A 26,886-nucleotide genomic window follows, 5' to 3' on the forward strand; every position below is an offset into this window, starting at 1 on the left:
AATGCTAATCTAACTTAAAAAGGAAATGCTTCATCAGGAATACCTGATTGAAACTCTTCCTCCTGGTTCTCTTTGCTTCGCACAATCTCAAAAGCGTGAGCAGCTTTCTCCCATTCCTTTCGAATATCATCTTCGGAAGGATGGACGTATAGGTTTATCGTTGTTTGTAGTTGTGCATGCCCTAAACGTTCTTGCACAGCTTTAATATTCTTTGTTTGAAGGTAAAAAATAGTTCCGTGCGTATGACGAAATAGGTGGGGAGTGATGTGTATACCCGTTTTCCTCTCAATCTCTTTAAAAGTTGCATAAACATCAGAATAGGTAAGAGGTTGTCCAGTGTTCTCCCCCCAAATCTTCACAAATACAAAGTTATGATCTGGATCGAATTCGTCAAGAACCTCATACAAATAATCGTCATACAAGTCCATGAGCCCCTGGGAAATGTCTAACCTTCGCTCCCCAGTCTTCAATTTACCTCCATTTGGTAGTTCACCTCTGTCCGTCAATTGGATTTTATGTTTCCTTTGTTTTGCATCAAATTGAAAATCTTCAAGAAACAGTGACATGGCTTCTCCAATACGCAAACCAGTTTCAAAAAGCAGACGGACCAGGAATCTATCCCTAATATTCGTAGTAGAATGATAGATTTCATCGACCTGTTCCTTTGAAAATACTTTTACTCTCTTTTTTGGTTCATCTAATTTAAGAACATTTTTAGAACGAGGCTTTCCTTCATTTAAATGATGTAAAAATCCTTTGTATCCATTACCTCCAGCACCTACAAACATCTTCTTCATTAGTTTTTCAACAATGTCAGAATCGACTAAATCATTTCTGTATAAGTAATCATAAAAAGTTGTAACTATCGTAATGTAATTGTTTACTGTACTTTCGCTACGTTTAGCTTTTGTTTTTTTATGAGGTACTATTTTATTGCTCTCATATGGATTTCTAAGCCAAGCAACGAAATCGGATAGCTTCTCAAAGCTCACTTTCTGATAATCACTTTCTGTTTGACCCAAATATGTAAAGTAAAATTTTAAAGCCGTACAATAAGTCTTTAAAGTATTGCTGCTGGACTCTTTGTTATATAGGTATTTCATATATTTCGCAACGGGTTCAACTGGTATTCCTTCTGCATCAACTAAAAGATATGCCTTTCTATTACCAACAGTTATTTCTTGTACCCTCATAAAAATCACCTCCAACCAACTATTATTTTTAATAGTATTTCCACCTGTAATATTTACCGTTATTCTTGTTTCTTTAAGGTCCTCGAAACTACCGTTTCTGCAGAGTGCTGTCCTCGCACCGAGGCTACGTCCTCCTAAAAAACAAATGAATGTTCCTTGTTTATACATTCATATTAAACACTCTAAACTATATTTTCAACCCTTATTTAATTTATAAACTATGTAAATAAAAAGGATAGTCAGCCTTCATATTAGACTAACTATCCTATAATTTATTGTCTTAATTTAATAAATAGTTCATTTTCTTTTTCATTTTAGGATTCTCCTATAATAGTTTCATACTGTTCATTCTAAAAACGACGACATTAACTTATCTTACTCTATAATCCTACCATAAAAGCCTAATATGCTATTGAATTAACCTGCCCTTAAGTGCAGAGAAGGCAGCCAATTTTGTGTCGGCTGCCTCATGTGTTGCAGAGCTATAGTTCCCCGTTAGCGCAATAAATACCTGAGTTACTTCCTTTTATGAAGAGCAAAATACTCAAAACATAGAATGCATTAGAGTAGAATATCGGATATCGTTTGGGTATACGAACCATTCCTCCATTTCATATACCCAAGATGTGTGCCAGGTTCGGTTGTACTGTGCAACTCCTTAAAGTAATAACTTTTTTTAGACGAGACTAAGATTTTCGGTGGTTTCTCGCAAGAAAGGGCTTAGCATTTACTTGTGTTGTTTCTGTTACCTGGTTCACCTTGCTCACTTGTTCCGTATGAGTTCCTACGTTTTCCCATCTACAACCTCTATACCGCATGCTGTAATTACAGACACGCAACAGCACAACATAATAACCATAGCAATATTCTTGATCATTATGGCTCTCCTTTGATATCTTCTGAAATTGAGGGAAGGAGTATGGATGAAAATTATATGAAGCTGAATCAACAAAACTGATCGTTACTTAACGATTTGAAAGTGGGTATTTTTTTACAGCAACTAACTGCTTCTTATTCAAATCTAGTTGATAATACAAATCTTTGGCATCTCCTTCAGATGTACCAGCTCCAACAGGCGGAGGAACAACTAAAACATCATTCTCTATATATGGTGCTTCAGCTTCAGAATAGACAAGCGTAATAGCAACAAATTTATTCTTTGTAAGGATCTTCAATGGGAACGCGTTTCCACTTTGTTTATCGATCGCGAAAACATATCCTTCCAATCCATGCCCCGTTTGGTATTGTGGGGTGAGGAGATAAACGCCAGCATCTTTAAACCCCACCTTTTTAAAGGTTAGTATTTTATCAGATGGTTGGACAAATAAATAATCTGTCAGTTCCAATAAAACCTTATCTTGATCTCCTTGTCTGTAGACGATGGAATAATTACTCTGGAAGGTCTGATCTCCCTCTTGCCCCAGCGTACTTGATACGTTCAAATGCCCTCGTTCTTCCTTACCATTTGAAATCAAAAGCAATGTTCCCTTATCCGTTTGTTGTTCTGCCCGAATCGCTTGATCTTCATTAACAAAGTCAATGTTAATGGATTCCGCGATATCAGACTTTGGGAATACACTAGGTATATCACCTGAAGGGTTTTGTTCTTGAGTAGATAAAATGTTATTATTAGCGGTTTCTTGAATCGCAGTACTGCTAGCTGTGACTGCTTCATCGTTTTGTTGTCTATTACAACCAACCAACAGACTAAGTAATAATACCGACGATGCTATTAATAAAACATGTCCTTTAATTTTAATCTCCCACTTTCATGTAATGGTTTTTATCAAATTATACATATTTTAACTATCCAAAAAGTTTAGAAAATGTATTTTTTACCGACATTTTTACATTAGTTACCACACAATTGTTTTCATATTCAATGTTTCTATCATAAATTGAAGGCGTTCCCATGCCGTTATGGAACTTTTCATCTATAGTCAAGTGAAACCATAAGTAGTCAAGGTCTGAATACAGAAATTATAAGGAAACAAGAACAATTTTGGTCAATTCTATGAGAGCATCTGGTTAAGAGGTGTAGTGTCTAACATAAGGGTGTTTAGCCGCCATGCCTCGTTGCACTAACCTGCCCGTTAGTTGAGAAAAGCCAGTGCGGTAGACCTTTCTATATTGAACTATCACGTCAATCTTTCGGAGATAGTTTTACTTATTTCTTCAGGGTTTTTAACATCAATGATTAACTTTGATATTTCAAATTTACCAACAAGAAAATTATTCAAGTCAAAATGAAGGGTATCAACCTCATTATTAAAAAAGTAGAGATGATAACCTCCATTAAATCTAAATAATCCATTTCTTTTTCCTCCAAAAGAAGCACCATAAAGCTTGAAAGCATTTGGTATGGGTCTACCTGTTGTTATCCCTTTAATCGAAGAGTATGGAATTTGCAACCCTTTATCTAATTTTAAAAAGGGCGAATTTCCAAGATCGATATTTAAATGGGTTTCCATTAATTGAATTGTATTCATTCGTTTAGTCCACCATTTCATAACGCTTTAGTATTTTTAAAATATATTTACATATTATACCATGTATAATCTTATGTATAGAATTTATTGAGTTAATTTACCCAAGAACTGAACATGCAACCGACTATTTCGCCGGTTGCATGATGGAATATTACATTATCCTGCCCGTTAACGTAATGAGTAAATCAGTTTAGGAGTTCTAGAACTCATCGATCAACGAAATCCCTTTAGTAATACGTATTCTACTTTCTTGCAAGAAATCGCGGGTCCAATCATCGGGTTGAGTTAAATCCCAACTCCGGTACATACCGACGACTACGATAATTTCACGTAATTTAAGAAAAAGCTTTATCTGATTTTTCCATCCGTCAGGCATTTGTCGGCCATCCTCAGTGTAGCCTAGCTCGAAATGTTTAATAAAAAGTTCGTATTGTGCCTTACGTTCAGACTGCGAATCTTCCCCGAATACATATAGTAAGTAATAGAGTTGGATAGCAATGTCCTCGACATACCAACTGTACTGACACTCGTCGAAGTCGAAGAGCGTTATTTGCCCTGATTCATTGACCGTGAAATTACCTACATTGATATCTCCGTGAATTAAACCAAAATTATCAGATGTAACAGGCAGACCAGCCAGATTTGCTTTAAGTTCATCAAGGGCATGAATAATGGGTTGAAGCTCTGCCGGTAAATAATCTTTCGCTCGTAAGAGGTATTCATTACATTCCCAAGTGTGTCTTGTGGATTTAGGTTTATACAGCTTGGTCAGTTCATGAAGACGGCCTGTTATGCGACCACATTGTTCATAAAGTATTGAATTGCCTAGGCATTCTGGATATCCGATTTTTCTGCCAGGTGCATAGTTGAAAGAGGTTGCGTAAAAATCCATTGTATTTCCTTCGATATGTTCAAAATCCTTTCCATGAACCGATAGAACCGGGTCTGAGACTGACAAACGATTGTCCGAAAGGTAACGAATCCATTCTATTTCAGCTGCAAGTCCTTCCGACGTGCGAAGTGTGCTCGGAGTAAAGCGGAGAATATATTTTGATTCATCGCGAATATAGGAATAAATAAAGTTTTGAAAACCTCCAATGAAAGTCAGATCTTTTGGACTGATTCCAAAGCGCTCAGCACCTTCAGCAGCATGTTCGTCTAGGAACATAAGTTTTATTTTTGGGTCCATGATTTCTCCTTGGTAATTGAATTTAGATCGAACACTATAATTCCTAACGACATGCAAAAAACCACTTTCAAACTATTTCTATTACTAAGCAATCATACTTATCCAGCTTTTTACAGTCAATCAAAATACCTGAGTCATTGCGTTAAACTGCCCTTTAGTTGAATAGCGGCAGATTTCTAAAAGGGATCTGCCGCTATTATATGCTAAAAAAATCGTCGATACATTTCTCTCCTGCGTTCGCCACGAAGTTGTGCGTATATTTGCGTGGTTGAGGCTTTCTCATGACCTAGCATCCCTTGGATGAAATCTAATGGGGCACCGTTATCAAGGAGTTTACACGCATAGGTATGTCGAAAACGGTGTGGATAAACATTCGCTTCAATCTCTCCTCGATTTGCAAGCCGTTTTAATGCCCATCTAATCGTTGGAATAGCCATGCGTTTAGTGGGATGAGTATGTGTTACGAATAAGGCCTTACAGGTATCTTCACGACTGTTTAGGTACTTCTTTAACCATACTTTGCACTCTGTCGTAAAGTATACTTCTCTCTGCTTTGAGCCCTTGCCATTTACGACTACAGAGCAGTTTTCCCAGTTGAGATCTTCGATGTTTATCCTTTCTACTTCTCCGACTCGACAGCCACTACAATAGAGAAACTCAAGCAGTGCTCTTTCTCTTAATGACTGACAGGAGATCTTAAGGTGAATCACATCTTCCTCCATTAAAAACTTAGGAATTCGCTTGTCCAGTTTGGGCTCTCTTAGTTTTAATGAAGGATTTGAGGTCAGATATGTCTCTTCATATGCATAGCGAAATAGGGACCGAACGAAACGAATTCGATGTCCTAGACTGCTTGGTTTCAAGCGATCTGCTTGTTTCGCTAAATACTCCTTCAACATCGTCAAAGTAATTTCCGCTATCTCGGGATCACCTAGTTCCGTCATTAACATTTTGTTCTGGAGGGCGTAAGCATTCAATGTTCTCGGACTAAATCCTTGAATTCGTTTATCAGCCTCATACAGATACCATAAATCACTTATCTTCATAAATAAAACCTCCCCTTAGAAGCTAGTACATCTAAGTTTGCTTCTAAAGAGAGGTTTTAATCTTCTAACCTACTTGAACTAGCGTTTCCCGTTAGTTAATTCGTGTAAATATAAACTCATTCAGTTCAGGTAAATAAACTTGTCTACCTTCCAATAGGAAACTATCTCTGTTTAATACCAAACTTATTTTTTTATTCGATTTTAAATGTATGATTATGCGGGCAGGGCCACCTTTTGGAGCAGGACCTTTATATTGCGTTATATTATCCTTCTGCACTCCCTTTAACAATGATACAAGTGTATAAATTTCATTTTTCTTTAACATAATTCGGTTATTGACTAACCACTTGATTTCAGCGGAATTAATATCGTTTACTGATAAATTAAAGAGATCCAAATTCATCGTTTCATCTGACTTTTCATTACGAATAATATGAAAATTAATCGCTTTGTATCCATCTGTACTAGCTTTGAAAGTAATTTGAACTACATCCGAGATAGAATCTTGCTTCGTAACTCTCCCTTCAAGTATGAATTCTTGTTGAGGATAAGAATCCGATTTCTTTATCGGTATGATACGAGGGCTACCGAAGAGGAAGTTATCATACTCTTTCCCAAGTACGCTCATAAACTTAGGACGTAGTTCGAAAATAAGGACCTCTTCCAAGCACTTACGTTGAATGTCGTCATTATATTTAGTTGGTGACTCCTGGCTGTAAGCTTCAGTACAATTCATTCCTGTAAAGCTGGCTAGCCCTAATACCCAAATCAAAATTATACGTCTCCACCACATGAGAAATAACCTCCATCTTTTTTGGTTATTTTGTCCAAGTGGTTAACGAACTATCCTGCCCGATCGTATTATGAGATCAACCAGTTCTTTCTGGTTGATCCTTTTTTTATTTTCATAGAGGATTAAGGTAGCCTGGTCGAACGTACCTGCCCGTGGGACTTGATCCCGAGCGCTATAATGTTCACCCCTACTTGTCATGACCATGATTGAGGCTGGTTGGGACGTAAGATCCCGTATAACAAGCGATGCTATGGAGCGACAAGAAGAAACCGTAGGGGCTGCCAGTAAATCTACACATACAGGGAGAGATGAAATGAATCCAGTTATCGGTCTAGATATTTCTAAAGAAGAAAGCCATGGACAAGCCTTTTTAGAGCGCGGAAACCCATTCAGAGGGGCGTTCCATTTCCAGCACACTCGTGATGGTCTAGCGTATCTCCATCAAGTTTTAAGGACGTTGAGTCTGCATCTAAACAACGTCCTCTACTTATTCTAGAAGCAACCGGACATTACCAAAGCCCCGTTGTTCAGTTCCTAGAGGAGCATCAATATATTTACATTGTCATTAATCCACTCATCTCAAACCGGCTTAGGAAGTCTCAGCTTCGTAAAGTAAAGACGGATGCTGCTGACGCTTATCTTTTGGGAGAGTTGTACTACAAAGAAGAGTTTGAACCCTTTAAGAAAAGGGGTTTGCAACTTCTCAATCTACGCTATTTAACAAGGCAATATGAGTCTCTTTCAAAGATGTGTGTACAGACTAAACTGCAATTCCAAGCTGTTCTAGATCAGGTCTTCCCTGCTTACAAAGGTGTCTTTGGATCTATGTATTCAGGTATTTCGCTACGGTTTTTAAGTGAATTCCCAACCTCATATTTGGTTTTGCAGACGGATGAAGATACACTCAAAGCTAAAATGAAAGAACTGCTTTCTTCCAAACGAGGACGTTCAGAGGATTGGATTAACCAACGCGTTCAACGGCTGCTAGATGCAGCAAAACAAAACCCATTTCAGCAAACCATGTACGCAAGCCACTTAATTAATTTGAAAGTCCTTATTACCCTCATTCTTCAGTACCAAGAGCATCTTACAGGATTGGAACAGAACATAGATGCTCTGGCAGAAGAAATTGAAGAGTTTGAATTAATCCAGTCAATTCCCGGTATTGGATATAAAATTGCGGCAACAATTTTATCTGAAATTGGAGAAGTCGACCGATTTGATCATCCTAAAAAGCTTGTCGCCTTTGCAGGTATTGACCCAAGTGTCTTTGCTTCAGGTAAGTTTACAGCAACTCGAAATCGAATCACGAAACGCGGTTCTAGGCAGCTTCGATATGCACTAGTTTTGGCTGTCCAATGTGGCTTAATCCGCGCTCGCAATATACGAATCAAAGAGTTCTACGACCGTAAGAGAGCCGAAGGAAAACCACATAAAGTGGCTCTGGTCGCATGTGCCAATAAATTGGTTCATTGGCTATATGCCATCATGAAAAACAAAAAGACATTCCGGTCTGCTTAATATGAAAGCAGTGGTATAACCTTCCAAGTGAAATGAAATTGGAGGGTTATTTGGCTTGCTTACTTTTAAATATACCACATGAATAAGCTTCACTTTACTGGTAATCTTGACAAACTATTAGCTGGTATAGCTGAATAGTCAGCCGATGATATCGGCTGACTATTTATTGTCATGGTGCTATCGTTTCTCGTTAGCTCAATGATCTGAAGGAATTGTTTCGCTCAAGCTATTCCTCAGAAATCTCTACGTACTATGTAGACCCAATTTGACGCCGAAATTAGGCATTCACCTTGCCTAGGGCGAACACAGGGTGAAATCCTGCGAATTCATGAGCTAGAGTGAGGATACTGAATCATTTCGAGGGAGCGCAACGAGTTAAAATACCTTGATTAACTCCAAGTTTGCGAATGTGCTTTCCGAATGCACCATATCTCCGTAAATTCTACTTATTTGGTTAAAACCTGATCTGGTCCAGAATCTGATTGCAGGCCAGTTTTTAACTGCAACATTCGCTCTTATCTCTGGATGTATAGGATCCGCGCGGTTTTTTTAATTGCAAAACCGTCGAGCTCTGAAAAATAAGTATTAGACTGACCCAAAAAACGAAACAGCAGCAGCCATGGACGAGAAAATAAAGTCCTAGACTGCTGCTTTATTGAACTCCCCGTAATTTCACTGAGTTACTCTCATACACCGTTTCTGTGATCGGTGAGTACTTCATCGATTATGTGCCTTGCGACGCCAGCAAACACTGGGTTGGTATCTTTGTAGTAAGGGAGGGCAAACAATCCCATTGACAGTGCATAACCGCGACCACGAGCCCAGGTTGCTTCATCAGGCTGCAGCACTGCACGGAATATTTCCCTCGTCTCTGTAGTGAGGATGCTCCATGCAAATAGCATGTCACATGCAGGATCACCCAATCCCATACATCCAAAGTCAATAACGGCAGCTATCTGCCCTTGTTCGATAATCAAGTTCCCTGCATGGATATCTCCGTGAATCCAGACACCTGGCCCCTGCCACTCTGGCGCCTTCAGCGCCGATTCCCACGCTAAAGTTGCCGCACCTTGATCAATCATGCCTTTCAGTTCTTCGATTGCTTTGCGGACGCCAGTATCTCTTGGTGCCAGTGTCATGCCACGGGAAGAAGCTGGAAGCGTAACGTCAGCGAGATTGATCCGTTTCATGGCAGCTATAAATTGAGCCATAACGGTAGCTGCCTTCTCCAGATCGTCGATGCGGCCGACAATCGCGTCCTCTCCTTTGAACCACTGATAGACGGCCCATTGCCAAGGATAGCCCTCGGCAGGCATACCTATCGCAAGTGGAGCAGGAATGGCAAGCGGTAGGTGGGGGGCAAGTCTTGGCAGCCACAAATGTTCCATTTCAGCTTGCCCAGTCGCCCATTCGATACGAGGCATTCTCACGGCCATATCTTCTCCGAGCCGAAAAATCGCGTTGTCTGTCCCGCTTGACTTGACCCGTTTCAGCGGTAGCTCAGCCCATTGCGGAAATTGTGCAGCAAGTAACCGTTTGACCAGAGATGCGTCAATCTCCACCTCATTGGCATGCATTTTGGTTGTGCTATTCTGTAAATTGGAATCGTCTGAATTCGCGTCAGCAGTTAATTCCTCCAATGTGATGCCCAATACCCTTGCGATTTGAGCCATTTGCTCCGGCAGCAAGTCGTGTTCTCCGTTGAGGATATGCCCCATTGTTGATATGCTCACTCTAATCTCGTCAGCAAGCCATTGAGTCGACTTATTCTGTTGTTCTAACCAAGTCATTATTTGATTCATTATCTAAACAGTACCTCCCAGAATTATTGTTTATATTCAAAACATGTCCAGACCATTTTAATGTTTTCATTTCACTCACTCGCCTTCATACAGGATGAGGTAATTATAAAGAAGTGCTTTTCTTTCGGCAAGTCAGGGACGCATCATTCCTACCTGCCAGTTAGCCGAACAGGCTGCCGTCTATGACGGTAGCCTGAGTCTTTGTGCTATCGAGTTAGCTTAGCAGTACTAGGTTGACTTCAGAAAGGTTGAAGCTTAAAAGTGTACCATTTTCCTGCAGCTTCCATGCCTCAGGAATTATTCTGGCTACTTCAGCAGGTTTCACCACTTTGTTATTCAGTGCCTGTGCCAATCAAACACTTTATTTTCAGTCTAGAACTTTATTTTCTCCTGACAAATGTAATAAATCTGTATTCGTTGATAATTCGTACGACTTGGGGAGATTCGTCTTTGATTGCTAAAGTAATTAATGAATCTGATAATTGCTTCAATACAAACTGCAACTCTGTCCCCTTTCCACAAAAGAATTCATTGGTTTCCCCCCCTGGTAAATGATTGTAGTACTTGTAACCACTCAGTTTCGTTATGAATTAACAAAGAATATTCCTCGCATTCTTGTTTTCTATTTAACAGTTAACAACTCTGGTTGTTCCTAAGTTGATTACGGTATGCTCGTAAGTATTAGGCGGAAGAATAATGCTTGAAGTTGTCTTGCCGAATGGGTTGATGTCTTTTCTAAGATTCTTCCCATATGATTTTTAATAGTCTTTTCGGCCATATTCAAGGATGTTGCGAGATCTCGATTGTTAAATCCGTGAAAATTCAACTTTTTTACGATTTCCACTTCCCTTTTCGTTAAAGCGTAATGTCTTTCTAATGTGAGGTAACATTGGTTAATAACAGAATTTTCTGCAGATAATTCTTTCACAGGACTCACCCCTCAACTCGGAATAAGATGACTTAAATCTACGCCACGAAGGAATACAAACCACACTAGAACCATCGTAAGCCCAATACAGACGTTTTCTAAAAGAGTACCGCTTGATGTTCCGGTACTCATTAAACGAAGTTTTAAACGAAACTGGAAAGGTGGCAAAGGGCGTATACCATGATTCGTGATCGAGTCAGCTAGCAAATGCAGCAAGTATGACACACCGCCGGCGATCCAAATAGCCTGATCATAGGTATGTGTTGAAAAAAACAAAAGTAATGTCCATCCGGCGACACCATAAAAAGTATGTGTCAGACCCCGGTGAGGCACTAATGCACAGATAATAAGTAGACACCCGATAATATAATTCCAAGGTATGAACGAATGACCGAAGAGAATAAGAGCGGCACCTGCGAGAACCATGATTACATTACGAAACGTGCGAGTCGGTACGAAAAATATAGAGGCCGCTAAGATTGCAATAACCGTATTCCACGGGGCGAATGCAGAACCAGCAAAATATATAAAGATACCAATTCCAATCATCAGTGCCTTAAGTAAGCGGATTAGGTCCTTTGGAATGGTTTTAGATACAAGTAAAGAGTTCGGTTCATCAATATCTGGCAGCAGCGCACTGACTGCAGCTACTGCAACAACGGGTAAGGAGATCGAAAGATTGTTCAAACCTAATATGGAAAGCGTTACTCCTGTACTAATTGCTAAATGAGCTTTTCCCATCATGATAATCAACGCCTTTCTCAACAAGGTAGAATGTCAACGATATCTTCAAGTTTTCTTGAATATTTACATTTTGGAAGGTTACGGATAACCCTTCCTCCATATTTTTTAGTCAAAATCCGATTGTCTAAAATAATGACTGCACCCTGGCACTCCATAGATCGATTAAGCCGGCCAAATCCCTGTTTTAACTTCACGATCATCTTGGGAAACATGTAATCAAAAAAGCTATTCCGATTAGCCTTTTCAATAATCGCAAGCTGGGCCTGAATTAAGGGTTCATCCGGTTGGGGGAAGGGGAGTTTTGCAATAACAACGGTGGTTAGTGCATCACCAGCAATATCAACGCCTGTCCAAAAACTTGTGCAGCCGAGGACCACTGTCCGAGGATCGGTTTTGAGCTGTGCGATGATTTTCTCTCGATCACATCCTGGATACTGAACTAGTAGATTTAAAGAACGCTCATCACAGTAATTTTTAATTTTGCGTGCAACCTGGTTCATCATCTCAAAGCTCGTGAATAACACGAGTGTTCTCCCTTCGGTATATAGCAAAATATCCTCTATTTTGTTTGGGACATATTCTAAGTATTCGGGACTGTTTGGATCCGGAGCATCATCTGGGCAGATGATCATTGTTTTTTTCTCATAGTCAAAGGGACTGTCAACAATCAGTGAATTGTATTCTTTGACACCAATACGTCCAGCGAAAAAGTCGAAGGTTTTGCTTTCCTTCGTCGTAGATGACATCGTTGCGCTGGAGAGTATAACCGGGACCTTCGCAAACAACCCTTTGGCCAAGATAACCTTTGGATAAAGTGGTGCTGCATGGAGAATGACTTTGCTTCTACGTTCGACGGTTGCCCAGTACGCCCAAGAGTCTTTTTCCTTAGAACTGACGAAGTCAAGGTCATCATTACCTTCAAAAATCTTATCCAGGATTTCAGATATTTTTTTCAAATTCAAATCTTTTAATTTTTGGATAAAGGCAGTGAGCGTAGCACAGACTTCGGACATATCAATCTTAGAATCAAGTAATTTGAAAGAAATAACCTTCCCCTGTTCATCCTTCATTTCTTCGCCTATTTTTGAATAGACTTGCGATATCTGTTGTTCAAAGGTTTGACGATATTGAGCGAGTGCCAGCTGGTTAGCCTGATCGAGTTCTAAATAAGCTCTTTTTTCGAATAAAGCATCAAAAAGGCTTTCAAATCGATTGATATCCACCTTTTTTTCGAAAACCTTACAGCAGACATCTTCGATCTCGTGAGCTTCGTCAAAAATCACGGCGTCATAAGGTGGAAGAGAGCCGTTTCCGGTTTTTATCCTCATTTTCAGATCATTAAAGAAATAAGCGAAGTTAGTGACAATAACATGTGACGTATAAAGCTTATCTTTGAGTTCTTCCAATTTACAATTGTGAGGCTTTTTTATGGCCGGGCAAAAGGCAGCACTAATTTTTTTCCACAAACTATCATCAACATCAAACCCCAACGCGCTGCGGTCACCAATTCTCTCGTTATTAACCAAAGTAAATATCTTTCGAATAACCTTTGCTTCTTCATCATTGCTCTGAAGCTTCTCTTGCCAAAGATCTGCTAACTTCTGGTGGCAGATATAGTGGTCCTTGCCTTTTACTAATTGGTATTTAAGATGCAGTTTTTCCATCATAAGAATACTTGCAACCCGTGGCAGCTCCATGTTTACTATTTGAGTCATTAGCGGGATGGTGTGAGTACAAACGATAACAGTTTTTTTATTCACAACGGCCCAGCGCGCTGCCGGAACCAAATAGCCAAGGGATTTCCCAGTACCGGTTCCTGCTTCACAAATTAAATGCTCATTCCCCTCAAGTGCAGTCCCCACGTTTGAGGAAATTAATATTTGCGGTGATCGGGGACTATAACCAGTGACTAGCTTAGACAAATGGCCTTCTGCCCCAAAAGCCCGGTTAATAAATTCATTCAAACAAACCACCTCTATAATGGGGCTGTCCCAAAAGTAGATATTTTTAAAGAATGAGATAGCTCTTGTACTTCAAAGCCCTAAAAGCAAAAAAACGAGCCAGTCTCCGGGTTATTGGAGACTGGCTCGTTTTCGTTTTTGATCTGTAGCGGCCTGCTTTAGCAGGTTATGGGCAAGCGAAAGCCACCCGACTTCGAGCGTCACTTTTGACAACCCTCGAAGCAGGAAACGCCGGAATCCCCGGTTGTTCTTCAGTTGACCAAACACACTTTCCGGTTCCGTCATCCTTCGAACCGCAAGCGCATATCCTTCCTCGCTTCGCAATAGCTCCCTTGCCTGATTTCGGTAACGCAGAGCTGCCATACTCACGGTGACTTCCCGGTTTCCCGCGGCCTTCGTACAACTTGATTTCAGTGGACAGTTTTCACAACTTGCACTTCGGTAATGACGTTTACGAATTTCGTATCCACTTTCCGTTCTTTCTTTACTCTCGTAGCGAAAATGAAGCACTCGCCCAGCTTTACAGGTCCACGTATCTTCCTCCGCGTTGTAACGCCAGTTTTCGATCTTTCCGACCTGACTTCTCCAGGCTTTACTTTTCTCTTTGTGGTAGCTGCTATACTTAACAACGGCTTGGATTTGTTTCTTTTCCAAATAAGCATAATTTTCTTCGCTTCCATACCCTGCGTCGGCGATGAGCGTTTTAGGCAATCTCCCCAGCATCTGTTTTACCTTCTTGAAATGGGGTTCCAGACACCGTGTATCCGTAGGCCTTTGGTGGAGACTGTAGGCTAAAATAAACTGGTTTTCTGTCCCAATCTGCAGATTATATCCCGGTTTGAGCTGCCCATTTTGCATGTGATCTTCCTTCATTCGCATAAAGGTGGCGTCCGAATCCGTCTTGCTAAAGCTGTTTCGACTCCCCAGCGTTTTCTGATACTGTTCGTACTTTCTCAGGCGCGGAAGCAGATCCTTGCGGAGCTGACGTACCGCTTGCTTCAGTGGTTTATTTTTCGGTTTCTCCTGGAGCCGAGCTTCCAGCTTTTGAATGGCGGTTTCTAACTTCTCACCGGTCCATTCGGTTCCTTCGCCGAGTTCAGCCAGGTCACTGCCTTGTTGAATTTGTTCTTCCCGCTGTTCGTCAGCCTCAATGGTCGCAAAAAGGGTATGCACCTTCTCTTGCAATTTGGCCTTGTGCTTCACAACGGCTTTCCCCCAAACAAAGGTGTAGCGATTGGCATTCGCTTCAATCTTGGTCCCGTCTACAAAATAATAATCTAGAGAGACGTACTTTTCCTCGGCCAAGAACTGCAACACGGCGGTAAACACGGTTTCGAGGACCTCTTTCATGCGCTGGGAACGGAAGCGATTGAGGGTACGAAAGTCTGGGCGCTGCCTTCCGGCTAGCCACATGAAGGGAATATATTCTCGCACAGCCTTGGCGATTTGACGGGAGGAATAGATGCGCTGAGTGTAGGCGTAAATAATGACTTTGGTTAGCATTTTGGGGTGATAGCTGTCCCGACCGCCACCGGGATATGCTGCGGCAAAGATAGCGTCATCTAGCCGGTTGACGGCGGTATTGATGACACGAACGAGATGATTTTCTGGAATGTCGTCCTCTAAATCCATTGGCAGGCAAAGTTGGTCCATGGTATATTGAATGTACAAAAGAAACCTCTCCTTTGAAATGGTTGGTCGCACTTCCATTTTACCAAAGAGAGGTTTCTTTTTGCTATATTTGAAGACGATTTTAGAAAGGTTTCCGCTGAAACCAGCGGAGAGGACGGACTGATTGCGGAAAAGCGGTAGCGGTCGCCTTGCTCTCCAGATGTACACCTCTGAAAATAATTCAGTACATCTGGAGAGCACAGCGATTGGAGCAACGGTCCGTTCGCGGAGCACTGCTCCAAGTTCCTATGGATAACTTGCTAGACACCCAAGGGCCTATCCCTCTAGCCATTTCCATGGCTTTTGGGACAGCCCCAATAAATTATAATACTGACTAAATAACATCATCAGTTTGTACCACGCCAGAAACGAATCAAATGGAATTGAATCCGAAAAGCTTTTAAATTTACTATAACTTTGGCGAAAAAGATAAATAAGACAAAAATCGAAGCCAATAAACACAGGATGCGGAGTGATCCAAAAGCTTTTCAAAATAAGCACTTTCGCTAAGTAGTAAAACAAGAAAGCATAAGCTAGCGGCAAAGTCGTACGCATCATATTGGCTAATGCTAAAAACATATCCCGCTTCGCCATTCGATCATAAACAATGCTGTAAACCATAGCGAAATTCTCACTGCACGCAATGTCCATATCATAGCCATATACTTTTTTAAAGGCTTCTTTTACCGCCTGTGCTTTTTTTTGACTCATAATGACTGTAGTTTTACGACTTTGAAAAGTTACTTGACCCGCTCCTGCTTTTTTCTCAATGAGAAAAAAACATTTCATCCAATTAATTCGCTCAAGCATTCCCGACAACGTAGTTAGCAACTGACCACCGATGTAGGCAACCACAACTAGTACAGCGATAGTTCCCACCTGACCGGCGTCTTGCCAAACGGCAACTTCAGGATGCTGCCGCTGAACTTTCCAAGCAAAGCAACAAAGATTAATTCTTCAAAACCAATTAATGGCTTCGCCCTTTTAAAGAGACGAAGCCATTAATTTTTATTATTTACGTTATTCTGAATTTTAGAGTAAACTGAGTTACTGTAACCTTAAATCTCACTATAATCATAAATCGGATATAACGGTATATACTGGATACCTGGTTACTTTAATTCAAGTTTCCGGTCTAATATTTGCTTACTACTAACTGGGTTGCCTAATATACTCACATCATTTTTGAATCTAGGATTCGTTTATTCGCGCTCTTCCTCATTATGGCTTCTTTATAATTCTTAATTTATTCCCCCTCTAATTCGTCCACAAAGGTATGCAGTTGGGTATATGATTCATTGATTAAATGTGCTGCTGTAACTTTATCAGTTGCCTCTGTAGGGAAGAAAGGCAGGGCATAAAATGTTTCAAAGCGATAACTATTCACTTTATTTTGACCAGATGTTAAATAGTATGCTAAGGCAATGTAACGATCATAAGTAAACCTTTTAGGATCTGTGAACATCTTCTCATATTCGGCCAGTACATCTGCCATTGTTACAAGCGAGCCCTCGGGATAGATTGTTTCCGCAACTTTCTTCCTTTCTGAAACAGTTAGTTGGTATGGCTCTTTATCACTATGAGGAACCGCAAACCAATTTTCAAGGGCAGCATCAAAATGTTCTTGTGACAATTCCTTTTTCTCACCAACAGCCTTTTTAATATCCTGGACTAATGCTTTCTTGTCTCTTGCCGTTTTCATTGCTTTTTTTTCGATTTCTGATTTAAAAGCCTCTTCATTTAACTTTTCAATATCATCAAGCGTCTTAAGATCTTGTGGAAGGGTCGAATATTTTCCGGATTTCCATTCCTCCAGTATTTGTGAAAGAAGTTGAGTGTTATTATAACTATGATTTTCCTCAGATTTTTCCAGAACGCCACTTAAAATATTTAATCGCTCAGATGTCATCTCTAGGTATTGTTCCAATGATTTAGAAGAGACCTTTGGGTTTTGCTTGCTCTCACCTAATATTTTCATCAAATGAACAATGTAAATCTCATCAGGTACTTTATTCTCTAACAATAAAGCAGATAGCTCTGTTTCAGGCGAATCGCTTATTACAGCAATTTTTGGATCACCATTAACAACTACTGGGGTAACTGCTGATGATGTAAATCCCTGCTTGATTTCCCCTCGTATTTCGTCATTTTGTTTAGCTGTAGCTTCTTGTATATGGTTAAAATAAGAAGCACTAACAAGTAGACAAGTGATTAGAATACCGGAAGCAATCGTAAATGTTTTTTTAGAGGCCATCACTTAACTCCTTTGTATTTTGGATTGTACTTATATTAACGTAATTTTCAAGAAAAAGTTTTACAAATCCTTAATAAATTTATTATTTTTGGTAAATTGAAATATAGTATTGCGTAACGATACGCAATACTATATTATGGACTTAGAGGTTAATGCTTTCCTAAATGAATATGCCAGATACATATTTATTTAGGAATATCTGAGCATGAATTTCAAAACATAATAATTGGGAGGAAAATCAATATGGGTACATTAGCAATTAATAAAACTGGAACATCGCATAATGTAGAGGACTATAATTTTAATCTAACAGGCGGGAAGATCCTTGCAAATGAAGTCTTTGCAATAACTGGTACACATCCAGGAAACCCTTATCAATACCAGGCTATTCGTTACCGGAACTCTTCAGGGGCGCTAGCCACCGGCTACCTGTTTATAGATGGTTTCCCGGCCTTAATTTCGAACTTTAGCCCTGTATCTACTAGCAGTTTTTATGACTATTCTACTGGTGGATACTCCACATTCGGTATTTGGAATGTTCGTCGTTCAACCAATGTATATGGTCCTGATGGTGTATCCATTCATGCTGTTGTCAATTCGGGAGGACAGGTTGCAGGCCCTCTAGATGCACAGACAGGGCAGTCTCATCCTGATTGGTTGCTCGTTAAATACTTCAAACAGTCAGGTGGCAGTTGGATTCCTATGTATCAACAAACCGGAGGAGCTACCCCTAATGGGTTTGCACCTATTGGTTTGGAATATGGCTCTACGATGAGCACACTTTCGATTTATGGGGTTTAATTCATTTTTTCACACATGAATATAGCGTAATGCAATGTAACATAATATAACAATGTGTTAGTTGACTTCCAGTTAACTAGCACATTGTTATTATTTGACGATATCAGCATTTTCCTGATCACAAGTCTCATGTTTAACTTGCCATCTATAACTTCTTGCAATTATAAGAATAACTAAATACGGGAAATGATAGCTTAATAAAACATCGGCAGTCTAATTCTCTCGTACAAGGCCGCTAATTATTAATTTTACAACCCGCGTGGATCAGCCAATTCCAGTCTAAAGCTTTATTTCAACTCCACTGCCCGAATAAATTTTCATTAAATTAAGACCATGCCAAATCAACATTAAACATCGGGACTTTTTGTACTCTAACATCGGAACTTCCTTTTAAGGTAGGGTATTATAACTGAAAAAGACTGTAACTCTGGTTATACCCCTGTAAAGTAGGCAGATGAAAAAAGATATGCAGCCAGCGCGCGCCGATTGAGTATCGGCACGCGCTGTTTGAGTTTGGCCTGGAATCGCTGGTAGTAATAAAAGTAGATTTACTCTTCAACTGCTTGATGGATTTCCTCTTCTGATTTACCTTGGTGAAGATACAACTTCTCTGTTTTGAGATGCGAAAAGAAGGACTCGATGTATACGTTATCTAGGCAGGTTTCTTTGCAAGAGTGGCTGCCTTTGACACCTAATGCCTCTAATCGTGTGTTATACGACTGAGACGTATATTGGAAGCCTTAGTCTGAGTCTGAATGGAGTACAGCTTCCGAGACGTCTCTTTTTCGTTTCCACTGTTCTACCGTATCTAGGACCAGTTTCACATCGTTACGATCGGTATTTTGTCAAGCGACAATCTCATTGTTAAAGAGATCCTGAATCACGGACAGGTAATAAAAATGGGTGCCCTCCGAGATATACGTAATATCCGTGACGAGCTTCTGTTGAGAGCCAATGGCATGAAACAGAAGCTTCAATCGGTTCGGATACACCACGGACGGGGTAGCCTGCTGCCCACAAAGCTGTCCGTATTCGGGGGGATCCGAAATAGGGATGTGCCATATGAATGGCTACCATGTGCTTTTAAATTTCATGATCTGGAGCGTGTATCTCGGCCCCACCGTGATCATGGGCTCGCCACTTGAAATAACCGACCCTAGCAGCTGCAGTAGCTAATAGGCGTGTAGCGCCGTATACGATGGCTTGGTAATTTTCCGGCTCTTCGCTCTACTGGATGGGTAAAGCTGGCTAGAATAGGATCATAGATTTATCTGTTTTAATAGATTCTTAACCCCATGGTATAAAAGGGGAGGGGTACAACCCTCGACGAGCTGCGAGGGTTGGGAGTCTAAGTTTGTTCGCCGTCATGTACACCATCGCGATCAAGTTTTGGACATTACGGTAGCCCCTTGCCTTTCTCTTTGCCGCTTGGATCAGTCCGTTTATACCTTCAAGCAAGCCGTTCGTCATGCGACTGTGAAACCATCGTAGTATGCCTTCTTCGTGTCGCTTCATGGTTTTGGACAATTCCATCATTGGTTTCAGTTGGGAGCGTCTAGCCCAACCCATCGATTCCCGTAAATAGACATCGGCTAGAATATGAGGCTGTGTCCAGAGCTCCTGCAGAGATAGCTTTAAGCGGTACGCTTTCCCGGTTTGGAGGTGTCCGTCCTTTAGCTTATCCAGTTCCACCTTCTGTTCGTTCTTTAAGGTAGAGGCATTTTTTAGCAACAGATATCGACTGTTTTTCAGTTCAGGAACTTGCTTTTGTTCTTCTCTGCGAACATCATCAACGGCTTCATTCACCATCTTCATGACGTGAAACTTATCAAAGGTAATCTCAGCCTCAGGGAACTGCTCCTGAATACCTCGGATGAAGGCTGGAGACATATCACAGCAGATTTCTTGAATTTGTGTGGCTGTAGCCCCTTTGCTCATCAGATGTTGTTTGAATTTCTCTAGGGTATCCTTACTCTTGCCTTCGGTTGCAAACAATACCGTTTTGGTATCTACATCTACAAATAAAGTAATGTAGCGATGACCCCGACGAGATGAGGTTTCGTCTACAGCAATTCGTTTCACACCCGTCAAATCCAATTCATTCATGGCTCCATGGACATAGTGATGAAAAATCCGCCACATCCGTGTATCGTGTTCCCGAAGTTCTCTAGCGGCTGCATTGACCGGCATCTCAGCCATAAGTCGCATGGCCCAAGCATCAAATTGCAGCGTAAAGTGGGACAGAGGGCGTGACCACTTTACAGGGACGAGGGTCACCTTGTTGCAGTTCGTGCAGTTTGTCCGAGGGACACGGGCGTGCATATAAGTTTTCCAATTCCAAAAATCCAGATGACGCCATTCCTTCTTCTCCGCATCATAGGCTTTGCACGCAGCACCACAGGAAGGGCAAGCAAACATGACTCCTCGCTCGAAGTCGATGTATAGATGCCAGGCTTCGTCTTTGTCATCATATTCAATGTGCTCAGTTTCCAGGGTTCTTCCAGCTCTAAAGCTACTCTAACATTTCAGCAATCATATTATCGTTACTGCTTAATGAGGTCCACATCGTCATTACCACCTATTAAAGTTATTTACTAGGCAGTATCGACAACTCCTCTATTAAACAGACATCAGGCATTCACTACAGCGAGGAAGCAATTTTCCTGTGGTCTCAATTTCTCTCCTTTACTAGATTTAGATCCCGCTTTTTAGGTAGTAACCTGTGCTTTTAAGTAATTCCGCTTTTCTTCAATGCTAGCAAAAGCCGTACGGGGACGTCCTTTCATGAGACTGGAAGAGCCCTTACGGGTATCAAACACTTCCCCATTTTGATATTCCCTTACCCATACTTTCAGTTGGATGCTGTTACGAATACCCAACATTTCTGCCAATACATTATAGCTCGGTGTTCATTTTGGATATTTCCTGACCGCCACCATCTTGAAATCCTCCGTATACTGTTGAAATAATTGTCCTTTTTGGGCCATGAAAATATCCCCTCCAAGTTTACCCGTTCCTAATAATAACATTAGGTTTTTCACAAGTATCTGCTTGAAGGAGATTATACTACTCCACATTGAGTTACAGTCTTTTTCTGAGCTGTAGCTTTAACCTTCTAATGGTGATATTAAATTATCGGTAATTGTCAAGACAGTTGTCGTGATTTCATAGAATGTATGTAGTCATTTTAATTGTTCTTCATCGGTGTCCATAACTCCGTCTTTTTCAGGATTGAGCCATACTTTTTCATTCAGTTTCCAGTTGCGTGTCTCTCCAGACCAACGGCTAGGATTTTTCGCTTTTGCTGCCTCATAGACGTGCTTTCTCTTCTCAAAAATTTCTTCAGAAAGACCTGAATGTCTTTGATTGGGGGTTAAGAAATTTAACCCACTGTGGCGATGCTCGGTGTTGTACCAACGGACAAATCGTAGGGTCCATTCCCGTGCCTCATCCCTTGATCCGAAGCCTTTGAGAGGGTAGTTTGGGCGGTATTTACAGGTTCTGAAAATAGATTCCGCATAGGGATTGTCATTGCTGACTCGCGGTCTGCTGCGGGATGGAATAATGCCCAAACTGTATAACGTTTCAAGCAGAGTCGCGCCTTTCATAGGACTACCGTTGTCCGAATGCAGAATGAGCGGGCTTTTTCGAACGGCACATTGCTCACTCAACACGGTTCTCCGCATGAGCTGACTGGCATATTCGGAGGATTCTTCTTCCCAAATCTCCCAGCCTACGATTTTACGACTGTATAAATCGAGCACGAGATAGAGATAGTAAAACACGCCTTTGATCGGACCCTGCAACCAGCTAATATCCCACATCCAGACTTGATTGGGTGCGGTGGCGCAGTGGCTAGTCAGAGGTTTAGAGGTAGGCTTTAGGCTACGCCCACGGTGATGCTGTTGCTGATACTTGTGCATGACCCGATAAAAGGTAGACTCGGAACCGAGATAGATCCCTTGATCTGCGAGTCTAGGGACAATCTGACTGGGTGGTAAACTCTTAAATTCCACTTGATTGATTACGGAAACAATCTGCTGTACTTCGGGTTCGCTGAGTTGATGAGAAGGCGCTCGCTTAATGGCATGGGGTCGTTGATCTTCGAGCGGCGTTCGCTCACTACGCCAGCGCTGTAACGTTCGTTGGGTCAAAGAGAGCTCTAGACAAGCCTTTCTTTCTCTTGCTCCTGCCTGTACGGCTTCCCCGATAAGGGTGATGGCGATTTGACGATCTGAGGCAGGAATCATTCGTCCTCGGGGTCCCCCCAAATCGCTCGGGCCTTTTTTCGAAGCACCAGTAAGGCAGCGGTTTCGGCTAAGGCGGCCTCTTTTCGTTTTAACTCGCGGGCAAGGTTCTTGTTCTCTCGTTCTTTGTTACGTAGTTCTTTTTGCAGCCGGGTGGCTTGTTCAGCAACGCCTCCGTTGGCTTGCATACAGGCGTCACGCCAGGCTTCGATTTGTTCAACAAACAGACCTTTTGCTCGACAGTACTCAGACAATTCGATCTCACTTAGTGTGGCTGTCTCGACAACAATGGCGAACTTGTCTCGGGTGCTCCACTTCTCTGTTTCCTTTTCACCACCAGGGAAAACGCCACCGGTCGCCCGGGCTTCCTTCTGCCACTTATACAAGGTGCCTTCCCCGAGGCCGCTGTCCCTTGCGATCTGACTCACCGATTCATTGTTTGGGGGCATCATCCGCTGCATAATCCTATGTTTGAGTTCGTCACTGTATCTAGCCATTGTCGCTCCACCTCAGTCTCTCTTTTAATCTACTTTACATACTATTGAGAGGTACGACAACTAGCATGACACAGGGGGTTATACTCAATATTCTATTGGAATATTCTGTGAGATCATAAGTTACTATAACTAGTACGTGACGCATTTTCCTAATCAGCACTTCAAGCTTTCGAATTCAATTCATTAATACGCTAAACGGCAACTTTATATTTACGAAGATGGAAATAAACTGATCTGAGCTTAAAAACAGGAGTGCAAAAGCGCTCCTGTTTTCATTTTTGATGTCACTAATTCGTCCGTGGATTGATCCTCTGTAAAGGTATATACCACTTCTGAATCATCTTATTCAGGACTGGAGCCACTGGAGTTTTCGGTACACTATTAGCATTTTAAGTAAATAAGCGGGTCTCATCGTCACTCGGATTATCAAGCGGCGGCGGAATACGATATTTTTTTGAGCCGTTTTTTTCGGCTCTTTTCTATCTTTCACCCGATTTTGTGGTTCTTAATTTTGTGAGTTTAATCTATAAAGTTAAATTAATGTCATTTTATGGGGGTGGGATTAGTCTATACTAACATTATAATTCAGAGGAAGCGTATGCAGAAAAAGTGATCCTTAAAATAGGGGAAACACGGAAAACAGGATTTCATCCATAATCTTTAATTCGCTAAATGCAGGAGGTACATATGAAAGATAATCCTATATCTAAATATTATCTATTCATTACTACGTTTTTTTTGATTATTTTTGATCTCGTTTTATCGTTTGTATATTCCAATAACTATGATGTGAATTTATTCAAAGGAACTGGATATTTTATTCCGCTACTAATAAATGTTGGTTTTCTATTTTATATCGCAATGAGGTTTCAAAAATGGTACTTGTATATTGTACCTTCAATCCTATCTTTTTTGTTAGGGATATATTTTGTTTGGATTCTCATTACGAATTCTTTAGTTTCTTGGCAATATGATGATGTTCATTCACCAATAGAAACCGAAACTCTCACAATTAAACATCGATCAGCCATGCTGGGGGAAACTACTTTTTTTTATGAATTTTATAAAAAGTCTTTCAGGGGGCTATTTATTAAGAAATTGGATAAATCGGATCTGGAAATAATCCTTCGAGATACTCAGGGAAAAGATGACCTTGAAGTGCTTAATATTCAAAGTCCAACTTGGGTTAATGAAACTACGATTATTTTCCACACAATAGAGGGCGACAAAACAATTATTTTAGATTGATAGACCTTTAGTAAGTGAAGGAACTGGCATCGAAACTCTCAGAAAGAATCGCCGCCCTACTCGTATATGAGTGAGCGGCGATATCTTTAAAAATTAAATTTCCGAATGAAGTTTTACCTCAAGGATGTCTCCAAAAGCTTTGGCAACTTCTTCTCCTTGTTCTTCAGTATAATCAGGAACTGCGAATTGAAACTTGAAAGCAGCTCTGACACCAACTAAATCAAGTGGAGTACCAGCAGTCAATAACCGCTTACCTTCAATCTCGACATTTGACAATGTGCCGAATTTGTTTGCAACGAATAATGAATAACGATTGCTTCCATAGTTTACATCTTCATAATAAGCCCTTATCAACTCATTTAATTTACGTCCACCCGCTTGATTTAATTCAAAAGCAATATTCACTGCATCGACATCTGCTATTAAATCTTTAATATCAAACGTTCCTTTCTCATTAGTTGTACCAATAAAGTCACGAGCAGCTGCACGCACTGAGTCAAACTGACCGGCATTGTAGGCTTTGATAGCGTCTTTAGTGACAGTCAATAAATCACCTGCCCATCCTGCAAATTCAGCGGGGACGGCACCATCAACTAAATATAAATAACTATTAGTGGTAGCTGTTAGATGTGCTATATCGTAATCATCCATTATCACACCTGTAACAGGGTCGATTATAAACTCTGAAACAAAATCAGAGATTCTGGAATCCACTAATGCTACAAAGTCATTATCAATGGGACCTGCAACGACATCCCATGCGGTACCATAAAAGTGGTTCTTTCTGTAATACTGAACAACTTTTTTATTTGCACTATTTATATCCCCATTAGTATATTCTAAAGCAATATTATAAATGGTATCTAACTGTGAGAAAAAGGATGGATTTTGAGTTAAAAAGTCTAGGTTACCCCCTGCATCGACTGAGCTAACCCCAGACTCTTTACCTGAAGCGATGTTATTATCAATTTCAATAAGGCCTTCTCCACTGCCAATTTTAATCGTTGAAATTTGGTCGAAAGCCCAATTTGTAGGAAGTGGGTAGCCCAGATTGCCACTGAATCCTGTAGACATATCACAGACAAAACTAGATTCTGCATACATAGCCTTAGAGACTCTGCTACAAATATTTCTAGGTCCATAAATCCCTATTCGATATTTTGGAAAACTTACTTTATTCATCATATTAAATATTCCACGGAAATGAGGTATGATGTTACTCGTAACTTGATCATCTCTGGCATCAAAATCCACAGAAAAATATATGATTGTATTATCTTTAAATCCATAGCCCTGCGCAGCTTTTCTTGCAAGAAGAGCATCTTTCGAACCTTGGGAAGCGTTAAAATAATCAATTCCGTTTCCCGATGTCTGATAGATAGGGAATACCTTTAATCCTGCAGAAAATATAGTGTTCAATTCGCCGGGTTTAATCTTCTTTGATAAAGTGGTAGATTCCGTCAAATAACGTCCTACGATTTGATATCCGCTTGACTTGAGTGCTAGAGCGCGGGCTGGTGTAATGGTTGTTATACAATCGCAAGCAGTTCCCTTTCTGTTCTTATCACCAGTACTAACAAGTAAAGAAGCCATTGTCTGTTTACCTGCAATCCCATCGGCACCCAATGCAGCAAAACTTTGAAAACGGGTAACAACAGATTTTAGGGTGGTGTCATAAATACCGTTAAATCCTTGAGGATCATAGTCGTTCCCCATATTGACATAAAGACCGTATTGCAAAATTAAGATAAATTTTGTTTTGGTACTGCCGACAGATAGGGTCGGGATTAAGGAAAGAGTATTAGGACCAAAGATTCCATCCGGAGCAGTGCTACCTTCTTCGATTTGTAAACCATAAAGGAGCGCCTTATTTGTAGCCTTCGAATAGATCCCATCACACGGGATCAGACCAAGATTACTCCCATAAATATTTGAATAATCACGATTAAGTCTTTGTTGAATGATGCGGATATTTGCATCACCCACATTTATAAAGGCATCCATATTAAGCAATGCTTTTAAAATGACAGGAGTTGTTACACCATCGGGATTAGATAAACCCGCATGAGTTTTAAACTTAATAATAGCCGATGTAACTCCGCTTCCGTATGCCCCGTCTAATCCATTTGGACTGTAACCTTTACAATAAAGTGCTCCTTGAAGAATATAAATTAATCGCTCATTACTTGTACTTGCGGACAGTGTTGGGCATGCGGCTAAGGTAGCAGGACCCATTACACCATCTGCGGGTGAAATCATAAGTTCAAATTGTAAAGCTTGGATAAGTGCCTTTATTGTAGACCATCCAGTAATTCCGTCTTGATCTACATAAATATATTCCTGTTTTGACAAATAATAAGTTTGATTAAGCCAAATCTGGGTTCTTTGCACCATTTCATCCATATCAATAACCTCTTTCTTCGTAATAGAGTGTATCGGCCGATACGAATACAATATCACGTAACGTGTTAATACGCAATATTTATTCGCGGTCGCTCTTTT

The 26,886-nt window shown here is 40.7% G+C and carries 18 protein-coding genes and 2 pseudogenes; 3 read left to right on the top strand and 17 right to left on the bottom strand.

Annotated elements, in window-relative coordinates; genetic code table 11:
* Window positions 1-14: 14 nt before the first annotated feature.
* The 6 genes from H1230_RS16615 to H1230_RS16640 form a co-directional block, all read right to left on the bottom strand.
* Window positions 15-1,193, bottom strand: coding sequence for a tyrosine-type recombinase/integrase (locus H1230_RS16615; protein ID WP_239710786.1), 1,179 nt, complete (start codon window positions 1,191-1,193; stop codon window positions 15-17).
* A gap of 965 nt (window positions 1,194-2,158) precedes the next feature.
* Complete coding sequence (locus tag H1230_RS16620) at window positions 2,159-2,896, bottom strand: hypothetical protein (protein ID WP_239710789.1); 738 nt, start codon at window positions 2,894-2,896, stop codon at window positions 2,159-2,161.
* 435 nt (window positions 2,897-3,331) lie between these two features.
* Entirely contained in the window at window positions 3,332-3,682 is a 351-nt protein-coding gene (locus H1230_RS16625) for a hypothetical protein (RefSeq protein WP_239710790.1), read from the bottom strand.
* A 199-nt stretch (window positions 3,683-3,881) separates the two neighbouring features.
* A complete protein-coding gene (locus H1230_RS16630) occupies window positions 3,882-4,871 on the bottom strand; it encodes a phosphotransferase enzyme family protein (RefSeq protein ID WP_239710792.1) in 990 nt (329 codons plus the stop codon).
* 203 nt (window positions 4,872-5,074) lie between these two features.
* Window positions 5,075-5,917, bottom strand: a complete 843-nt coding sequence (locus tag H1230_RS16635) for a tyrosine-type recombinase/integrase (protein ID WP_239710794.1) — start codon at window positions 5,915-5,917, stop codon at window positions 5,075-5,077.
* Between the two features lie 91 nt (window positions 5,918-6,008).
* Window positions 6,009-6,710 (bottom strand): hypothetical protein, encoded by a 702-nt coding sequence (locus H1230_RS16640; protein WP_239710796.1) that lies wholly within the window; start codon window positions 6,708-6,710, stop codon window positions 6,009-6,011.
* Between the two features lie 313 nt (window positions 6,711-7,023).
* Here H1230_RS16640 and H1230_RS16645 point away from each other — a divergent pair.
* Window positions 7,024-8,231 (top strand): annotated as a pseudogene (locus H1230_RS16645) (IS110 family RNA-guided transposase).
* 686 nt (window positions 8,232-8,917) lie between these two features.
* Here the strand turns inward: H1230_RS16645 and H1230_RS16650 are convergent.
* The 7 genes from H1230_RS16650 to H1230_RS16675 form a co-directional block, all read right to left on the bottom strand.
* Window positions 8,918-10,033, bottom strand: a complete 1,116-nt coding sequence (locus H1230_RS16650) for a phosphotransferase (RefSeq protein ID WP_239710798.1) — start codon at window positions 10,031-10,033, stop codon at window positions 8,918-8,920.
* A 661-nt stretch (window positions 10,034-10,694) separates the two neighbouring features.
* Window positions 10,695-10,970, bottom strand: a complete 276-nt coding sequence (locus H1230_RS31695) for a helix-turn-helix transcriptional regulator (protein ID WP_481857075.1) — start codon at window positions 10,968-10,970, stop codon at window positions 10,695-10,697.
* A gap of 3 nt (window positions 10,971-10,973) precedes the next feature.
* On the bottom strand, window positions 10,974-11,705 hold the full coding sequence (locus H1230_RS16655) for a metal-dependent hydrolase (RefSeq protein ID WP_239710799.1): 732 nt from the start codon (window positions 11,703-11,705) through the stop codon (window positions 10,974-10,976).
* 17 nt (window positions 11,706-11,722) lie between these two features.
* A complete protein-coding gene (locus H1230_RS16660; protein ID WP_239710801.1) occupies window positions 11,723-13,669 on the bottom strand; it encodes an ATP-dependent DNA helicase in 1,947 nt (648 codons plus the stop codon).
* Between the two features lie 108 nt (window positions 13,670-13,777).
* Complete coding sequence (locus H1230_RS16665) at window positions 13,778-15,337, bottom strand: IS1182 family transposase (protein ID WP_239710802.1); 1,560 nt, start codon at window positions 15,335-15,337, stop codon at window positions 13,778-13,780.
* 276 nt (window positions 15,338-15,613) lie between these two features.
* Window positions 15,614-16,216, bottom strand: a complete 603-nt coding sequence (locus H1230_RS16670; RefSeq protein WP_239710804.1) for a hypothetical protein — start codon at window positions 16,214-16,216, stop codon at window positions 15,614-15,616.
* 367 nt (window positions 16,217-16,583) lie between these two features.
* Window positions 16,584-17,591, bottom strand: coding sequence for a hypothetical protein (locus H1230_RS16675; RefSeq protein WP_239710806.1), 1,008 nt, complete (start codon window positions 17,589-17,591; stop codon window positions 16,584-16,586).
* Between the two features lie 243 nt (window positions 17,592-17,834).
* Between H1230_RS16675 and H1230_RS16680 the strand changes: the two genes are divergently transcribed.
* Window positions 17,835-18,392 carry a hypothetical protein gene (locus H1230_RS16680; RefSeq protein ID WP_239710809.1) on the top strand — a complete coding sequence of 186 codons (558 nt, stop codon included), beginning with the start codon at window positions 17,835-17,837 and terminating at the stop codon, window positions 18,390-18,392.
* An 845-nt stretch (window positions 18,393-19,237) separates the two neighbouring features.
* On the opposite strand, the gene H1230_RS16685 is transcribed toward H1230_RS16680, so the two are convergent.
* The 3 genes and pseudogenes from H1230_RS16685 to H1230_RS16695 all read right to left on the bottom strand — a co-directional run bounded on the left by H1230_RS16685 (window position 19,238) and on the right by H1230_RS16695 (window position 23,136).
* On the bottom strand, window positions 19,238-19,387 hold the full coding sequence (locus H1230_RS16685; RefSeq protein ID WP_239710812.1) for a hypothetical protein: 150 nt from the start codon (window positions 19,385-19,387) through the stop codon (window positions 19,238-19,240).
* A 292-nt stretch (window positions 19,388-19,679) separates the two neighbouring features.
* Window positions 19,680-20,810, bottom strand: a complete 1,131-nt coding sequence (locus tag H1230_RS16690; protein WP_239710813.1) for an ISL3 family transposase — start codon at window positions 20,808-20,810, stop codon at window positions 19,680-19,682.
* Window positions 20,811-21,574: 764 nt separating this feature from the next.
* Window positions 21,575-23,136: pseudogene (locus H1230_RS16695) on the bottom strand (IS3 family transposase).
* A gap of 687 nt (window positions 23,137-23,823) precedes the next feature.
* Between H1230_RS16695 and H1230_RS16700 the strand changes: the two are divergent.
* Window positions 23,824-24,384, top strand: a complete 561-nt coding sequence (locus H1230_RS16700) for a hypothetical protein (protein ID WP_239710815.1) — start codon at window positions 23,824-23,826, stop codon at window positions 24,382-24,384.
* 93 nt (window positions 24,385-24,477) lie between these two features.
* Here the strand turns inward: H1230_RS16700 and H1230_RS16705 are convergent, their stop codons facing one another.
* Window positions 24,478-26,787, bottom strand: coding sequence for a glycoside hydrolase domain-containing protein (locus H1230_RS16705; protein WP_239710817.1), 2,310 nt, complete (start codon window positions 26,785-26,787; stop codon window positions 24,478-24,480).
* Window positions 26,788-26,886: the final 99 nt, after the last annotated feature.

The sequence above is a fragment of the Paenibacillus sp. 19GGS1-52 genome (assembly GCF_022369515.1).
Lineage (GTDB): Bacteria > Bacillota > Bacilli > Paenibacillales > Paenibacillaceae > Paenibacillus_AQ.

Bases quoted from the DNA above. Each gene is read 5' to 3' on its own strand.
- H1230_RS16615 (WP_239710786.1), bottom strand. From the start codon at position 1,193: ATGAGGGTACAAGAAATAACTGTTGGTAATAGAAAGGCATATCTTTTA.
- H1230_RS16625 (WP_239710790.1), bottom strand. From the start codon at position 3,682: ATGAATACAATTCAATTAATGGAAACCCATTTAAATATCGATCTTGGA.
- H1230_RS16630 (WP_239710792.1), bottom strand. From the start codon at position 4,871: ATGGACCCAAAAATAAAACTTATGTTCCTAGACGAACATGCTGCTGAA.
- H1230_RS16635 (WP_239710794.1), bottom strand. From the start codon at position 5,917: ATGAAGATAAGTGATTTATGGTATCTGTATGAGGCTGATAAACGAATT.
- H1230_RS16640 (WP_239710796.1), bottom strand. From the start codon at position 6,710: ATGTGGTGGAGACGTATAATTTTGATTTGGGTATTAGGGCTAGCCAGC.
- H1230_RS16650 (WP_239710798.1), bottom strand. From the start codon at position 10,033: ATGAATCAAATAATGACTTGGTTAGAACAACAGAATAAGTCGACTCAA.
- H1230_RS16655 (WP_239710799.1), bottom strand. From the start codon at position 11,705: ATGATGGGAAAAGCTCATTTAGCAATTAGTACAGGAGTAACGCTTTCC.
- H1230_RS16675 (WP_239710806.1), bottom strand. From the start codon at position 17,591: ATGGCCTCTAAAAAAACATTTACGATTGCTTCCGGTATTCTAATCACT.
- H1230_RS16680 (WP_239710809.1), top strand. From the start codon at position 17,835: ATGGGTACATTAGCAATTAATAAAACTGGAACATCGCATAATGTAGAG.
- H1230_RS16690 (WP_239710813.1), bottom strand. From the start codon at position 20,810: ATGTTTGCTTGCCCTTCCTGTGGTGCTGCGTGCAAAGCCTATGATGCG.
- H1230_RS16700 (WP_239710815.1), top strand. From the start codon at position 23,824: ATGAAAGATAATCCTATATCTAAATATTATCTATTCATTACTACGTTT.
- H1230_RS16705 (WP_239710817.1), bottom strand. From the start codon at position 26,787: ATGGATGAAATGGTGCAAAGAACCCAGATTTGGCTTAATCAAACTTAT.